This window comes from Nostoc sp. XA010, from assembly GCF_020829625.1.
Classification (GTDB): domain Bacteria; phylum Cyanobacteriota; class Cyanobacteriia; order Cyanobacteriales; family Nostocaceae; genus Nostoc.
The window spans coordinates 1-17,362 of sequence record NZ_JAIVFX010000062.1; the positions used below are offsets into that span (position 1 = coordinate 1).

General features: G+C 40.5%; 8 protein-coding genes and 1 pseudogene. 4 read left to right on the forward strand and 5 right to left on the reverse strand.

Going from position 1 to position 17,362, the window contains the following annotated elements; all coding sequences use genetic code 11:
• Window positions 1-110 precede the first annotated feature (110 nt).
• Window positions 111-236 (reverse strand): hypothetical protein, encoded by a 126-nt coding sequence (locus tag LC608_RS37100; RefSeq protein ID WP_267871313.1) that lies wholly within the window; start codon window positions 234-236, stop codon window positions 111-113.
• 298 nt (window positions 237-534) lie between these two features.
• On the opposite strand from LC608_RS37100, the gene LC608_RS33815 reads away from it, so the two are divergent.
• Window positions 535-1,197, forward strand: a complete 663-nt coding sequence (locus LC608_RS33815; protein ID WP_229557744.1) for a site-specific integrase — start codon at window positions 535-537, stop codon at window positions 1,195-1,197.
• Window positions 1,198-1,299: 102 nt separating this feature from the next.
• Here the strand turns inward: LC608_RS33815 and LC608_RS33820 are convergent, their stop codons facing one another.
• Together LC608_RS33820 and LC608_RS33825 are read right to left on the reverse strand one after the other, a co-directional pair.
• On the reverse strand, window positions 1,300-4,935 hold the full coding sequence (locus LC608_RS33820; RefSeq protein WP_229557751.1) for a plasmid replication protein, CyRepA1 family: 3,636 nt from the start codon (window positions 4,933-4,935) through the stop codon (window positions 1,300-1,302).
• A gap of 591 nt (window positions 4,936-5,526) precedes the next feature.
• On the reverse strand, window positions 5,527-6,936 hold the full coding sequence (locus LC608_RS33825) for a hypothetical protein (RefSeq protein WP_229557745.1): 1,410 nt from the start codon (window positions 6,934-6,936) through the stop codon (window positions 5,527-5,529).
• Window positions 6,937-8,072: 1,136 nt separating this feature from the next.
• Here LC608_RS33825 and LC608_RS33830 point away from each other — a divergent pair.
• The 3 genes from LC608_RS33830 (at window position 8,073) to LC608_RS33840 (ending at window position 12,467) form a co-directional block, all read left to right on the forward strand.
• Window positions 8,073-9,494 carry an NB-ARC domain-containing protein gene (locus tag LC608_RS33830; protein WP_229557746.1) on the forward strand — a complete coding sequence of 474 codons (1,422 nt, stop codon included), beginning with the start codon at window positions 8,073-8,075 and terminating at the stop codon, window positions 9,492-9,494.
• Entirely contained in the window at window positions 9,491-11,347 is a 1,857-nt protein-coding gene (locus tag LC608_RS33835) for a tetratricopeptide repeat protein (RefSeq protein WP_229557747.1), read from the forward strand. The genes LC608_RS33830 and LC608_RS33835 overlap by 4 nt, the downstream gene beginning before the upstream one ends.
• 544 nt (window positions 11,348-11,891) lie before the next feature.
• Window positions 11,892-12,467: a hypothetical protein gene (locus LC608_RS33840; protein WP_229557748.1), complete on the forward strand. Its 576-nt coding sequence runs from the start codon at window positions 11,892-11,894 to the stop codon at window positions 12,465-12,467.
• A 103-nt stretch (window positions 12,468-12,570) separates the two neighbouring features.
• On the opposite strand, the gene LC608_RS33845 is transcribed toward LC608_RS33840, so the two are convergent.
• Together LC608_RS33845 and LC608_RS33850 are read right to left on the reverse strand one after the other, a co-directional pair.
• Entirely contained in the window at window positions 12,571-15,084 is a 2,514-nt protein-coding gene (locus LC608_RS33845) for a CHAT domain-containing protein (RefSeq protein ID WP_229557749.1), read from the reverse strand.
• Window positions 15,077-17,227: pseudogene (locus LC608_RS33850) on the reverse strand (hypothetical protein); the annotation flags it as partial. The gene LC608_RS33845 and the pseudogene LC608_RS33850, both read right to left, overlap by 8 nt.
• Between the last annotated feature and the right edge of the window lie 135 nt (window positions 17,228-17,362).

The window sequence follows — 17,362 nt, forward strand, 5'->3', positions numbered from 1 at the left end:
CAATTAAATTTTTCGAGAGTGCCTTCAGGTACAAGCAACCTTTTTAGTTGTTTTTGTTCTCGTAGATTACACGCGAACAAATTATGATTTATTCCGTTATCTATTTTCCCTTAACCGAGCAGTATTGTACTCGCTCTTTTCGGAGGCGATCGCTTTTGTAAAAAGATGCTACTGCCAACGGCTACCATTAGCGATTGCAAATCAATATAGACATCACCCCGTAGCAATTCCAGCATCAATCATCTTCGCCAGACACTAAGTATTAAATATTCCCAGCAATTCCACTAAGCGCTGATAATACTCATACTGCTCATCCAATACTTTTCGGGTTTTGGGGGAAAGGAAAAGGGTTTCATATTTACCTTTACCCCTTCGCCTTTAACCTTTCCCCAGACCACAAGAGAGATTATTGGATTTATCCGAAAAGTATTGACTGCTCATCTGCATAGCTGCGAAAATTGCACCCCGTAGCAATTCCTGTCCCCGTGGACTGGGATAATAAGAACAGGGCGGGGTGTTGATGGGGCAGCAACCTTGAAAATTGATAGGCATGGTCAAGCAAAGATTCTGTCTTTGCAGGAAATCCAACTTCTGTTCTCGCAGGGGGTAGATTCACTGCGAGACAAAGCGCTGTTTGCGGTGATGCTTTACACAGCTTGTCGGGTGAGCGAAGCAGTGACGTTGCTTAAGCGGGACGTATATGATGCCAAAGGAAAAGTCAGAGCCAAAATCATCTTTCGCAAAGGTAACACGAAAGGGAAACTGGCTACCCGTGCCATCCCAGTAATTCAAGAATTGCGAGTCAGGTTGCAAGCATATAAACCGCGTGATGATTCCCCTTGGCTGTTCCCTGGAAATGCTGACCACTCAAGAGCCAATAACCACCTGCACCGGGATTCGGCACTGTGGCTATTGCGAGTCGCTTGCAAAAAAGTAGGAGTTGAAGGCGTAAGCTCTCACAGCTTTCGGCGCACAGCACTCACCTCAATGAGTAATGCCGGAATTCCCTTAAGAGTGATTCAGGAAATCTCGGGGCATCGCATGTTGGACGAGCTGTACAAGTACCTGGAGGTGAGAGAAGATCAAGTATTGGGAGCGGTATCATCTTTAGCACTACTTGCTCCGGTTGATGAAGACGACTTCGGGAAATCCTCCTTTGTCGAAGTGACCGATAATTCAGTGCATGAAAGCTCTTGACCCCATTTTACCAAAAAATCGATTTAGCAAAGCAGCATCAGCGCAATTGCTGAAAGCAAAAGTAGAAATTACTTCAATGATGCGGTTAGTTATGACGAAAGTTTAGGAGAACTCCATTGGCAACACTTCTTCATTCAGCAAGGCGTAAAATTCAGGGACAAGAGATTCCACAAGTCGCAGTTCATTTGCCGCGATCGCTTCAAGTTCCAGCACCGTATCCCAGCGCAAATCCTCAACCCATCGCTTAAGGATGCCCTTAATCGCCTCAACCCCCTGCTTGATACCAGAGCGTAGCATTTCCACGCAATGAAGTAGCGTAATGCGATCGGTTGGGGGCGACTCAAATTTGGTAGTATCCTCCCCTTGGCAATGGGAGTTCCCTATAGCATTAGGGGGGGGTGTGGATACGGGCTGCTGATTAGGGTTTACACTATACACAGCAGGGGTTTGGGGAGCATAATAGGTTCGATTTTCTTTTTGATTACGCTTTTCCACGCGATGAGCAATTACATGCATTGCAAATTCTAATTCCTCTTTAGATAAAGAAAAAAGTTTCACCTGTTCACCGCGCTTACCCTGCTTACGGAAGGTCAACTTTAACCCCAGCTGCTCTAGCATTGTGGCCAGCAACCAAATAGGTTTACAGTCACTGGGGATAGTAAACCCAAGAATTGCTTTGACGTGAGCAGCACAATGTATAGCGATCTCCGTCATCTTGAGTAAGGTGGAATCGTCGGCGGTAACTTCATCACCCTTCATTAAACTTAAGAGAATTTGATGCAGCCCCAGGTTAAATCTAGCAAGCCACCGTGCGGAGTAATTACCCCAGTCGATGCACAAAGGTAGATTGTCCCGCTCGGTGCGGTCTTTTTGGGTGACAATTGTTGGTGGGGTAGGATAAGTTTGCCCAGTTTTGGGGTCAGTAAACGATTCTTCGGGTGAGGCTAAAATGGCCTCAAGTCCAGCAATTGCTCTAATTAAGCGACCACCTTTATCCATTTCTACGAGCGATTCGGTTACTTCGATGCCGTAAGAATCAGAGATGCGGAACTTTTCACATTCAAAAATTTCATTAGGGTCAAGGTAATCTTTGCTCTGACGGGCACGGTACTCGCTCAAAGTAATATTCTTGGCCTTGGCAACAGCCGAATTGTGGGCACTATCCAAAGCTTGTGCTGCTGCTTTAAGACTTTCAAGAGATTGAGGATCTGAATCACTGCCCATACATATAAATGTATTGCCCATTTCGGTGAGAAGCGATCGCAAATCATCACGCAGATTATTTAGAGAATAGTGGCGGTTGGCCATAATTTGGCAGTAAGCCTCAAGCGCCCAATCTTTCTCTGCGCCCCGTTTGCCTGTTTGACGGTCGATCCGCAACAGGAAAGCAGTCATTTCATTGGTTTGGAGCAAGCGCTCTTTAATCTTGGATGCGTTTGTATCCTTGTAACCAAAGGGAGGACGCGGGGCCACCCAAATATGAAACGGAACTTTCGGGCGATAGCGGTAAAGCTGTTGGGCACATTCGGTAGCGGTTTGGGAAACTCCATGAAAAACACCAAACACCAAATCGAAATGATACTCGGAAATATCGACACCAGTCCCCAGGCTGGGAGAGGTGAACAAGGCATCAAAGTTTTTGACGGCGTTGGTGATATCTTTAATGAAAGCGACGTTTTCATCACTGCCAGAATTATCGGAGTGGACAGACCAGATGCGCCATTTTTGGGGTGTATGGGATTGGTCAGAGTTAGGATCTTCGTACTTAATAGTAAAAGACTTTTCGAGTTTCTTGATGAAACGCTTGGAGTCGCTGGCTACCATAATTTTCAGACCTTGCATCAGTGCTGCCGAAATCTGGGCAACTAAGGCGCTTGAATTACTGCCTTCGTACCAATATATAGTGCGTGAGCCATTTCTCCACTCGTTTTTGACGATGTAAGGAACTTCACCTACTGGTCGCATTGCCCGAAAGAAGTCCACTGTCAGGTCATCCATGTGGGCATCGGCAAGGACGACTAGTGGCGCGTTGTATACTATATATTCCAGTACCTCCAAGATTGCTGCACGGTGCTGTTTACACGTATTACTGTGTAGTAGGTGGGTAAGGTATTGGCAAGCTTCATCTATAAATATGCAGCCATAAATTAGCGCCTGGGTATTGAGTTTGTGCAAGCTGTCAATAGTAATACTAAGGGCTTGGGCTTGAGCTAAACCTGTGTAACCCAAGTCTGAATACATCGCAGTTTTCAGGCGATCGCTTAAATTCTTCAGCAGGTTGACGCGATGCCCGTTGTTGAGGAACCGAGCGTCGGGGTTTTGCTCACGCCACCAGCGCATAAGTTCAGTTTTCCCAGTGCCCATGTCGCTCCACAGTACAACCAGTCCTTTGTCTGGAAAACGGAAAGATTTTTTGGGATTTTGGGTACTAGGTTTGGCGTTAAAGGAGCTAGAATCAATTAATTCAACATTTTCCCTTTTCTCTTTATCCAAATCGCAGTCCGTAGCTATCAGATTTGGACTGAACAATTTTTCAAGTCCAAGATCATAAAGTGGCGGGGTGGATGAACATTTTTCTGATAAGTCAGGAATGCAGAGTGCTTGGGTCAAATATTTAATATTGACTGTGACATCAGGCTGGTACTTAGAGAGTCCCCATTTCTTAGCCCGATACGAGCGCTGGTAATCTTTAAGCGATTTGGCATCGTCTATGATTGCAGTTAGTAGTGCATTGGCATCTTCAGTGCGACCAACTACAAAATCATCAACGCCTTTTTCTGGCCCCGGCAGTGATGCAACTTCGCATTCACAACCAGCAGACTCAATTACTTTTGCAGTGCGAACAGTGGCTTGAAACACCGACCACCTGGTTTTAGAAGAAGTTTCGTGGTCAAAAAGAATTATAAACTTGCGTCCCGGTTGTGCCAAGGGCATTAAATCTGGATGCAACCGTTCATCAAAATCTTGTTTGCCCACGCGCCCGTTCCAAATTCCCGGAAGTGCGATCGCTACAAACCCTAAACTAAGCAAGCAAGCAGCCTTCTTCTCACCCTCGCATAAGATAATCGGAATCTCTGGATGTTGCTTTATCCACTCCCAGAAGGTGATTTGTATATCTTTCTGCTGAGAGTCGATGAAATTCAGTTTGTGCTGCTTAACCCATGACCAAAATATTAAGGGATTGAGTATGCTTTTTCTGCACAGTGCTAAAAAGGAACTATACTGGGCGATTTGCGTTAGCGTTCCCTGGTATTGTCCTAGTTGCAAGAGCGAAGGCAAGAGAGTACCATTGCCAAAAGCAGAGTTCTTTCGACTTTTAAGCCAAAGCTTTTTCCCACGTTTTGCAAAAAGCACTCTTTGAATATCGGAAACGTTATAGCGCCGTGCAACTAGATTCAAAATACAGTTGGGAACATCGAAATAAGTAACACGGTTGGCTGTCTTGGGCGGTGACTCGTATTTGACGGGTTTCCCTTTTTGCCAATCAAAGCGCGGGAAGTTGGGCTTAATCCTTCCCCACTCCATCGGTTGCCAGTTCTTGAATGGGTCAAGTGACTGAATCCACGTCCCACCAAGTAATAGATGCTGATATTGCCTTATGTATGCATCTGTGACTCGACCTGCATTTTTTCGAGGGATTTTGTTGGAGATGAACAGGTAGTCGTAAACTGATTCTCCCTCAATGTGGAAGAAGTTGCGCTCAACCAGTGCCGGATGAATGGCACTACCAACTGTCATCTCATGGTATTCGTGATCAGTGAGATTGTTTGGGTATTCAATTGGGTGTTCCCTCTGCTCAACTGATACCTTGCAATCTGGTTTAGGCTCCTTGAGCTTTTTGTTGCCACCGTTAAGTGCAATATAAGTTGTTGTATTCACTTTTCTCCTAAATTTTTCCATGACTTTGTGAGCGACTTGCAGCACCTATGCCGCAGTCAAGGCAATTCGCAATTGACAATGGGCTAACGCCCCGCTTTGCTAACGCAATGACGCTCCTGCGTCGCTACCGCTGCGCTAACGCAGTTGAATTCAGAGTTAGCTCTGAACCCACCCCTGAATTAAGTTCACTGATTCTCTAAATCAGAGTTAGCTCCCAAACCCGTTAATTAACAATTCAACAATTAAGTAATTTCTTGTCTTTAATTGCGAATTGCGTTAGCGGAGCGGGGCGTTAGCCCATTGCGAATTGCGAATTGTTCGCTTATCAGTCATCAGTCATCAGTTATCAGTTAAGCTAATGAGCATTTAAGTTGCATAAACCCAGGGCTAGAGCCGCTTACCACGAGCGAGTCAGTCTGGAAAAATGAATGACGATTAGCTTATCAGTTATCAGTTATCACTGTTTACTGTTAACTGTTCACTGTTTTTTTGGGCTTGTGTGATTAAATCAGTCTCCTGGGTGGTAAGTTCAGCCCAGTAGTCAGGTTTTATCACCTCGTATTTTTCAGCCACAGCCCAAAACTCCTGCCATGTGAACTCAATACGTGCAAGTACTTGCCTAATTTCCCTAATAGCCATAGGTAGCATCTGTAATTGCTCCGTCCTTGTTGCGATGGCTGACTGTGTGGGACTAGTACCCAAAATGAGAGCCGCAGCTTCGAGCGCTTGGGTATTGTTCATGGCAACGCTTAGGTTTTTCAATGCCATACCCATGAGGCGCAGACATTCAGTCGCATTTTCTTTGGGTGGAACAAGTGCAAGAGTTCTCAAATCAATTGTCTTCTCCAGCGGTTCCTGAACCTTCTTGTTTAACGCTTTAGCCTGGAGTTTAGTGTAAGTATTCTCCCAATCTTGTCCAGTCCGAGGTTCTTGAGCATTTTCCAAATCCCGAATGCGCTCTTTTAGCTGCTGGTTCTCAGTCTCCAACTGCCGTAGCGATTCCATCTCGTCTAAGCGCTGCTGCAACTGGATGTTTTGCTCCTTTTGCTGCTTGTACAGGTTTTGCAAGGATGAGATTTGTTCAATTACCTGGGCTTCGGCTCTAGCAGTGGCTTCTGACTGTAGTCCAATCCTCAATTCCTGCTGTAAGCGCTCTAACTCAAGCTTATGTTGCTCTTTGAGTGCCGCAATCGCTTCGGAGTACTCTGGTGGGTAAGTTCGCTGATTCGATTGGGACATAATTGCGTCATTTATATCAGCATTGTTTCCCAACAGCCTTTCACCATCAGCGAAAGTCACAATCTGCTGCGAATTATTCGGTGCGTCTGCAACAATAACTCCCGATTCCCCATAACGGGGATGTTCTGGTGATGAAATTGTGATGGCATTTTTCGGAACCAATGGTTCCTGATGGAATTTATTTTTTCCTCTTGGCATTGGGGCAACAATATTAGCCGCAGCTGCGAAATCTGATTCACTAGGGTCTGGGTTTGATGACAAAGCCAGTGTTATCGCGGCAATAAGTTTTTCAGGTTCTTTGGCTAACCTCAAAAGAGGACGGGCTTGGCGCTCATTTTTAATCTGTGGCCCCAACTCCCCTGCTGCAACAATAACTTTTGATGCCCCTAAGAGTTGATTTATACGCCGATAGCCACCATATACATGCAATTCGCCTTGGCAATATTCTGAGAAGTTTTTGTACCCAGCGATTCTGTACATCCGCTCGTCATGCATGAGGCGAATCTGTTCTACTGCTTGCAACTCAAATTGGTCTATGGCAGCGAAGGTGTCTTTGATACTGCTGTTGAGATCATCGTAATGAAGTGCTGATTTGTTTTCTTCTCTGTCTAGTGTCAGCATAATTTGTACCCTGGTGCTAGCCACCACGCACGAATAGTGTGGCGCACCACTAGTGAAAGCAGCGAACACACACTAAAAGCTAATTCCACTTCTATAAAAAGTCTGACAATTTCCGCTCTAGCCAAGATATTGCTGAAATTCCCCTTTACTAGACCGCATACAAGATGTGTAATCTTACTATCTGACCCAATGCGCTCTACTACTGCGCCCTTGGGGGTTTTGCTATAAGTCATGATTTCGCCTCTGATAACTCGGTTTACAAGCTTCAGAGGGGGTTGTATCAGTTATCAGTCAATAGTTATCAAGGACTGTGAATTCCAACTGATAACTGGTAACTGGGAACTGGGAACTGTTATTCGCGCTGCTACTGCTTTTTGCTACGAAATTCGGGATATTTCTTAATCAAACTTAATTTTACAGAAATTTATGAATTTTGACAGCCAAAACACACCGCAAGGAATGGACTTTCCAAGCGGCAGATCCTATAATGGATCTGGCAGCGCGGATTATACTCTCGGACAAATTTAGTAGTCGCATTGGTCGCCAAACTTCAACGACAACTTATTTTGTTCCTTCGAGATCAACCCCGCTCTAAATCGATATGAAATTTAAAGCACGCATAAAGCGCTACTCCTTAGTGGCGCTTTGTGCGTTAAATGCAGGTATTGTTGTGTTTTTTGCTTTTAAGTTTTCCATATTAGTGATGTTTTTTGGATGATCTAAAGATTCCTCACACTTTATAAGAGATATGTCTACCTAATTAGGGAAGGGCTTCTGCTTAGATCGCAAGCGCTGTAAGCATTAACATTAATCCTAAAGAATTGGATGATTTGCCCCTTCAGTGCAAACTTATCTCCCGCACTAACCAAGTTAACCATTGATTACAGTAACCCATTGGAAGAGTTTTTTTCTGGAATCTTTAGCCATTTGCATCTGTAACTCAAAACTAATTGTGGCAATATACTTTGAGATACAGTAATGCTACTTACCGGGGTAGCGTCTTAATATTACTATCATGAGCAAGCAATTTGATCAATCCTGTATGTTAAGAAATATAACACAAAGATAGGTTTGTTTAGGTAAACATAGAATAAGTATAAGTTGTAGTAATTTTACAGCCAGAACTTGTAAGTAGTATGAACCCAGATAAAAGTTTAGATATCGAGAGAATACTGGAGATTTTGGAAGAGCAAGTGTATCAGCATACTGGAAGGTACTTTTTAGAATCTGAAAAAGTTTTAATTAAGGGGACTTGGGAGGGCAAAGATTATGAAGAGATAGCGCGGGATAGTGGGTATAATATGCATTATTTGCGTACTGGAGTAGCTCGGCAATTATGGTTATTACTTTCAGAAGTTATTGGTAATGGTATACAAGTAAAAAAAATATATTTGAAGAATATTTTAGTTAAACTAACAAAAAGGTATTATGCCGATTTAGAGGTAGCGAAATTTGATAATAATGAATTAGTGGGTAAGACTAGAATTTACGGAGAGTTGCCTAAGTTAAAATATTTCTATGGTAGAGAAGAAGAGATTAAAAAGTTAAAAAATGAAGTTAATGTTTTAAAGCAACGTTGTTTAGCTATAACTGGGGTTGGAGGAATTGGAAAAACCTTTCTAACAAGAAAATTATTAGAAGAAATTCTTTTAGAAACCCCTGACATTTATGAATATGTAGTTTGGTATAAAGTGAATTCTGGTTCCTCGCTTGATGAGTTACTTTCTGAAGTTATTAAAATTTTAAGTTTAGAAATTAATAATGAAGACTTCCAAACTAAAATTTGTTTGTTATCAAATTACCTTGATTCTCATAAATGTTTAATAGTGCTAGATGGTTTTGAAAGATTATTACAAACAGATAATTTTGAAAATAAATTAAACTATGAACAACTATTCATAAAATTGGCAGAAGAACAACATAGAAGTTGTATTATTGTTACAAGCCAAGTACCTTTAAAAGAAATGGTATATGTAACTACAACTTTTAATATTGAATCTTTACGATTGGAAGGATTAGAAGAAAGTGCAGCAATGCAAATGTTACATAACAAAGGCTTAGGTGGTGAAGAATGTAAACAGTTAATTAGTTTTTATCGTGGCGATCCATCAGAATTAGAGGCAGTAATTAGTAAAATTCATAATTTTTTCGGTGGAAGCGTTAAAAAGTTTTTTGAATATCAAACTACTCTAACAGGAGAGCGCCTTCAAGCTATGTTAAATCAGCAATTTGCACAGTCAAGACTTCTAAGCAATCTTCAAAGACAAATAATGATTTATTTAGCAAAAACGATGTCGGATAATTCAGATAGAGTTCCTTTTTCTAACCTAATTAATGGATTGAAAAAGGAATTAGGCTTAGAATTATCAATTTCCGAAGTAATAACATCTATAGAAATTTTAGAACAACGTTCTTTAGTTGAAGCTTATAGAAAATCCTTTAGTAAAGAGGTTAGTTATAGCTTGCAACCAGTAATTAAGAAATATATCTTAGTCGATCCATTTGGTTTAGTACGTAAAATGCCAGTTCAAACGAAAATAAAAGAAGTTCCCTTGTGAGCTACTGTATAAATCACCTTTGTACCCAACGCCGTAATCCTGATGATGTTGAAAATTGTTTAGCTTGCGGTAATCCTTTGCTTATAAACCAACGTATTCGTTTGCTGCGTCCGTTGAGTTCTTTAGAAAATCAATTTAACTACACAGATGTTTTTGAAGTTGAGGATGCTGGTATAATTTTACATTCAAAACCTCAAATCAGAGTGATGAAAATATTAAAATGGAGTGATTCTAAATTAGTTGAATTGATTCGGAGAGAAGCATTTATATTACAACTTATTAAGCATCCTGGAATACCTAAGTCTAGCAGAGAAGATTATTTTACTGTAACTTTGAATGATAGTATTTTACAATTACATTGTTTAGTTATACAAAAATTTGAAGGAGATAATTTAGCTCAATGGGTAAAATCTTATGGGCGAGTTTATCAAAAAATTGCACTTGATTGGTTATTACAATTAGTTGAGATTCTTGATTTAGTTCATCGTTCCGGTTTTTTTCATAGAGATATTAAACCAGAAAATATTATCTATCAGCCTACTGGAGAAATAGCACTTATCGACTTCGGTGGAGCAAGAGAAATTACTAAAACTTACTTAGCGAAAGTTAGTACTAGCGGAGGAACCAGTACAGGATTAGGTAGTGGGCATGACATAACTATCGTTCGGACAGCTTGTTTCTCCCCTTTAGAGCAAATTAATGGGCAAGCTGTACCACAGTCAGACTTTTACGCATTAGGCAGAACTTTTGTTAACTTAGTTACTGGTATTCCTTTAATTCAAATTAAAAGCGACGAAAAAACAGGCAGGCTACTTTGGAGGAATAAAGCACCTCATATCGATAAATCTTTGGCTGATTTTATTGATGATTTGATGGCTCCCTTCCCAGGGCAACGCCCACAAAATACTCAAGTAATTTTGCAGAGGTTAAAAAGCCTTCCTCTGCAAAGTAAAGTCAATAGATTAATCAAGTCTAAAAAATTTTTATTTGGTTTATTAGTTACATTAATTGCTTTAGGTCTTTTTGGAGGTTTCAAAGTATTTTTACCAGTAATGGCTAATAATTTAGTACTACAAGGCAAAAAGTCAGAATTAGCAAATGATTCGCAAACTGCACAAAACTATTTTAACCAAGCTATAGAATATAATCCCCAACTTAAACTTTCTGTTTCTCAGTTTTACTTAGAGCAAGCTGCTCGTCATTTTAACAACTTCAAACTAGCGAAGAAATATTATGAGTTAGCCCTTAAATATAATGGAAAAGACATAAATGCTTATAATAGTTTAGCTGTAGTTTGTTGGCAGCTTGGAGAAGTCGCTTGTGCCTTAGAAAGTTATCAGCAGATTTTGAAATTAAAACCTAATGATTGGGAGGGATATTATAGGTTAGGAAGTTTTTATGATCAAGAAGGAAAAGAGGATTTAGCTCAAGAACAATATAAAATAGCAATTAAAATTAATAAGAAAGCAGTGCCCGCACTCAATGATTTATCGCGGCTCAGAAATCTCAAAGAAGACTATACTCAGGCTACTGCATTAGCGCTTGAAGGATTGCGCTTGACTGAAGACCCAAAACTACAAGCTGCTTTATATAAAAATTTGGGTTGGGCAAAGTTCATGCAAAATCAGTATAACGAGGCAGAGAAATATTTACAAAAAGCAAGTGATTTAGACAGCAAGAGAATAGATGCTGTCTGCTTGCTGGCTCAGGTGCAAGAAGCTCTAGGTAAAATTGAGGATGCCAGACTTTCATGGGAAATCTGTATGCTTGCTAGGACTACTCAGCAAGATGTTTTCAAGTGGAGGCAGGAATTATTAGACCGCCTTACCAATAACTCAAAAATCTCTCAATAGGGTGCATTTTTGCGAAAGTTGGATTTAGTTTATTTGTTTCGCTATTAAACTTATGTATGCTATTAACAGGCAAGTAAATAGATAAAACCTTTTAATGCAGTCTTTACTCAACCATAGAAAGAAAAAAGTTTTTAAGCTTCAAGTTGCAGCGCTCGTATCGATATTACCATCAATACTACTTTTTTCAAGTATTAGCAGCGCAGGAAGTCGGACTCAATCAGTAGCAGTAGTAAAAAGTGGGTGTCGCAAGTTTATAGGTAGAGTCTCTAGCTCAGGCGATCTCCATTTGCCAAGTGGAAGCCGACTGTGCCAAGGAGATCGGATTAATCCAGTTAAGGGAGCTACAGTCAAGGTTTTGTGCTACTTAAATGGAGATTTTGTATACCTGAAGCATAGTACCGTGTTCAAGGAGCCAGATACGTGTACAGTGCCGCAAGAGATAGCGGAGCTATGTACGGGGTTAAATCCGAGTAATTGCTATAACCCTAAGGGGGCAGGTGAGGAAAAAGAAGCGCCAATCCTAATAAGCCCTTACGGGAGTTCAATGTTAAGTACGCGGCCTCAAATATCTTGGAGTGCTGTCTCGAACGCTACTAGTTACACAGTAATTGTAAAGGGTTACGAATTTTATTGGGAAGCAACAGTAGATCAGAAAACGACTACACTGGCATACCCGAAAGAGCAAATAGAATTGCAACTTGGTAACACCTACAAAATTACTGTCATTGCCAACCTGAGAGGTTCTTTGATTAGTTCGGAGCCTTTAGTAATCAGTGTTTTGCCAGAAAAAGACCAAAAAGAAATTGCATATAAAGTAAAGCAGATCAATGAATTAAACTTGCCTCCAGACGAAGCTGCTTTTTTAGATTTAGATGCTGTATTTATGTCCAAAAGCCTTTTGAATGAATCAATTGAGACGCTGAAAGCACGAGTGGGAGCAGGAAGTCAAAACCCCACTCTTTACCGAGTACTGGCAGATCGATATCTAGAAGCATGGTTGCCAAATGAAGCGCTTCGCAATTATCAGGTGGCAAATGAATTGGCGAAACGCACTAAGAATTCAGATGAATTAGCTAGAGTGCAACAAAGACTAAAGTTGGTAGAATGGCACAATAGGTAAAAGTTGGCAACGATAGCAACCAGATGTTGGCATTGCCGATTGCCAATGCCAACATCTGGTTGTTAAAATTATCAACAACTTATGGTTGTGATTGCACAAAATTTTACAGCCATCCACCAACAAGCAAGAACGAAGCCCAAAAATAAGGGTGGCTGTACTTAGAATTTGACATTAAATTTAATTGTGCTTGACGTAATGCCTCTGCTTTAGGAGTCCCGAACTTCAAGTTTTTGTAAAACTCTTCCATAAGTAAAGCAGTGGAGTCAGCATCTACCTTCCATAAAGTTGCCACTGTACTTCTGGCACCTGCTTGTGCTGCCACACCAGCAATCCCCAATGCTGACCTCTTATTACCCTTAGCGGTTTCACAGGCACTTAAAACTAATAGTTCAATTCCATCTTCATTGGTTTGAGCGTTTAATTTTAGTAAGTTATCAAACTCTAGTACAGTAATTGGTTTGTTCCAAGTAAAAAACATTGTTTTCTGGGCATCAGAACTAAATTGAGCATGAGTAGTTAGATGAAGAATGGAAAAATGATTTGTGCTTAACTGTTGTTCAAGCGCCTGGCTAGTAAACTTTTCATTCAATAAGACTGTTGAAGAAGTAGTTTGTTTTTTAACATCTTCTACCTCCTGTTTCACTCTTAACAATGCTTTTAAGCCTTCGGGAGCATTTAGAGCGTTAAAGCTGGGACTAAATTTAGATAGTCCAGCAATTAAGGCTCTTAACTGTTCTTTGGGTAAAAATTTAGGTGGTCTAATCCTAGAACCTAAAGTTTGAGCAATGCTGTAGCGCTTGAGTAAATAATCTTTGCCGTCATGAAGCAAACCTATTGGTAAGCTTTGGAAAGATGTATCTAAAGTAAGCACTAACGTCCCTGATGGAGGTAAGTATGTCTTGACGGGTGCAATTAACAAGTCATAAAGTGATTGAGAAGGCGAAATAATCAAATTTTTATTAATAGAAGCTAGTCTAGAAGATTGTAAGATTTCTAATAGATTATCGGCGCTAGTTTTAACTAGCTTGGAGTCAACAGAATGGTGGTGAAAGGAGCCATCAGAGGACTGGACAATTACTTCTACGCTGTTATCTAAATCAATAATGTGAACTACTGCTGGAGGGTTGGACAAGTTTTTAACTTCATTTAAAGGGATGATGTCAAGTTTGCCACATTGAAGAAAATTTTCTAATTGAGCGATTTGCAGCCGTTCGTTTGCCTGGATTACTCGTTTTAAATTAGGGTTAGGAGATGCCAAGAGCAATCGCATATACTCCCGATATACAGGCTCCACTTTTTCTTGGAAGGAGAATTGTAAATCTGCATTGCTTGGCAAAAGATCATCACGCACTTTAGTTACATTATCAATTGCTGAACTGTAAGCCTGAAGGGCTGTATCGTATTTTCCTTGTTTTTTGTACAAATCCCCTAACTGCTGCTGCCATTGATAAGCAAGATCCGATGATTGACTTAACTGAGCTTGGCTCAAAGCTGCCTGAAAATATGCAAGTGATTGCTCTGGTTTTAACTTGCCTAGAGTGCCGAAGCTATCTGACTTTAATCGCGGGTTATTCAATCCTTTAGCTGTCTGCAATGCCTCTTCAGCATATTCGATAGCTAGTGAATGTAATTGTTTGCTTGCAATTTTATTTAAACTTTTAGCAAAATTTAGTTTGGCATAAATAGAATTACTAGCTGGTAGCTGAGAAAATGCCGAATAATTCCTTATAATTAGAGTTGCCGCTGGCTGAATCTGATGAGTAATTTTAGTACGAATATTCTTTAATTGTATATTACCTGAATTGGACTCTGCTGCTAACCAATTATCAAAATCTAATAGTAAACTCAAACGGTATAATTGAGCTTGTAGTTTTACTGCGATTGGAGCATTTTGGATATTACTCACCTGTTGATAAATATCAAGGGACTTAAGTGAATGCTCCTGGATTATATTAACAATTTCTTTTTGAAAAGCGGGTTCTTCTGTCTGTAAATATCTATTTTGTGCTTGCTTGTAAATAGATTGCTCAACTTTCCCTAAAGATAGCAAAATTACGCTAATATCAGCCGAAGCTATTTGCTTGGTAAGTAAGAGCGTTTCTTTTAAAACTATTTTTGATTCATCTAGCTTACCTATTTGGCGTAAGGCTTCTCCTAAATGACGCCATCCCAATAAGTAAACTGATATTGGTTTTTGCTTCGTAATCGCTGTATAAAGTAGTTGTTTTATAGATTCAGTCGGTTGTGACGGAGTAATAGTACAAATTTCAGCATTTTTATCTAACTTTAAGGCTTCAACAAGCGTATGACATGTACGAAGATTCGCACCTAAAGCTTGTAAGGCAATACTCTCATCAATTAAGCTTCCACTAATCTCCTCTTGATTATCTAATTGACGATAAATGCTTGTAGCTTTTTTCCAAATTTCTAGAGCTTTAATTGCCTGACCGAGATTTAATTGCTTATAACCTTCCTGGGTCAATACTTGCGCTTGATTGTGTTGTTGTGCTTTTTTGTTTGAAGTTTGAGCGGGGGTAATAGAAGGTTGGCTTACAACTATTGACAAAGCTAGAATTCCTAACAACGAGTACTTGAACCAGTATTGGAACTTAATCATTTCTCTGTACTGTTTTTATGGTTGGTGATACTTCTGATGTATAAGATTCCTGACGACATTTTGAGGCAGACAATGCCGAAGCAGCGGGGGTGGCTGTATTAGGGTCTGCTATCAGGGCAATTCTTCCATTAGAGTCTATTGTCCAGGTGTTAGCTTCTACGATTTCTAGGGTTTGTTCAATTGCTGATGCCTTATGTTCTTCCGAAATGTTTTTATCAACTAGAACAGAGTTATTCTGCCGTTCATAAATGTTCTCTGGCATTTCGTCAGAGCTAGGTGGAAAACCGCCTCTGCTACTGATTACTAATTCACTTGTCGCTACACCTGATTGCCCCTGGCAGTTGGAGTCTATTTCAGGAGTTTCCTGAACGACTTCTGGTGCTGCTTTAACGCCCCTGGAATTAATAGCAAATCCATTGATTTGAACTGTGCCATTGATTCCAAACTCAGAGCTGGCTTCAACTAGGCTATTCTCAGAAAAAAGGAACCCATCACGGACATTTATCCTGATATTTCCGCCGCGTCCTTCAAAAGCGTTGGCTGTGATAGTGCTATTTCCCAAAGAAAACAGAGTATTTGTATTAATTGTCACATTTCCGCCAATACCAGCACCGACTGGGGCAAGGTTGTAGGGAAAGTCGATACCTAAAAGACGATAAGCCGCCTCAGGATTACTGGCACTAGCACTGATAATGCTGTCAAATAATTGCACATCGTTTGCGCGTATAAAAATATTTCCTCCGTCTGCCGATGCGGTTGCAGCACTAATGGAAGAATTATTCTTCAAAGAAACTATATTTGCATCAATATCTACGTTCCCCGCTGAACCAGTGCCTAAATTACTTACGGTAATTGAACCTTTAGATAGGGATAATCGTTCAGTTTTTATTTTTATGCTCCTAGCTGCTCCACTTACCTCTGAAGATAGTCCTAAAACTTGTTGTATTAATACAGGAGGGGATACTGCGTATGATGATATTCCAGACAAAAATTCATAAGATAAATCTTTTGTATTGACAGGGGTTGTAATACTTAGAAAACTAGGGGCTTCAATTGTGATATCTCCAGCATTCCCGCTGGAAAAAGTATAAGAAGCAATAATGCCTCCGTTGTTTAATCTAATTTCAGGCGAGATGACTTTCAAATTCCCGGAATTCCCAGATTTATAAGCCGCTACAGCTACTTGACTTGGGGAAGAAAGGATAGGATTAAACCCACTCAATTCAACACTATGAGCCGCATTAATGAGCAATTCCCCACCTGTGCCAGTACCAAAAGTTCCAGACGTTATAGTACCTCCATCTAAAGCAGTTAATTGACCTGTGTTAATCGCAATATTCCCACTTGTGCCAGCACTAAAAGTATATGAGCCAACGCCACTAGCAATGCTACTAGTGGTAGGGTTAATAAAAGAAAATCCTTTGACCTCTATAGATTCAGAAGCATTCAGAAGTATATTGCTCGCGCTTGCTTGTGTAAATGTTTTGCTATTTATAGCTGCTCCATCTTCAAAGCTCAAACGCTTAGTTGAAACTACAACATCACCTACACTTCCTCCCAAAGTTTCTATTTCAACTCCACTAGGGATCATTCCATCGACAGAAGTACCACTTAATTGAAGTAAATTTGAAGCCTGTATATTTATACCGCTTCCAGTCTGTGCGCCTTGATTTTGAATCAACGCAACCGAGCCTTCAGTCAAAAAAATTTGTTTTCCTACTAGTTGAACGGCACTACTTCCAGAGCCGCTAGCATCTACCAATGCTCGTTTAGACAGTTCGATATTTTGAAAGTTTTGTAACCCCTCATATCCGAATACCCAACCGGAGGTTGTCGGATTTAAGGTAACTATTCCATTACCAACGCTACCAAGTTCTACCCGTCCTCCTGGTGCTGTCAAATTGCCTCCTTCTAAAGCAATGCCACCCCCTATCAAGGCTAAGGTTTTCTGCGGCAAAACCCGCAGACCATTGTCGCTAGCACCTGCCCCTGAAATGGGTGAAAACAAGGAAGAAATACCCAAGGTATGTCCTGAACCTTGTACACGGATTTCACCAGTATTGTTTTCTAAGTTCAAACCTATGGGTGCGCTTACAGTTAAAAGAGGAGCAATTTGAGTCTCAGTAGTACTAAACTCTGTTCCATTAGCAAAAGAACTCTTGCATAAATATTTTGTGGTATAATCAAGGGTTGCTTTTCCCTATATTTGAGGTGGTGAAAATATCATTAGCATACCAAGCTTTTTGATTGAGTATGAGCCAGCGATCGCTAGCTAAAA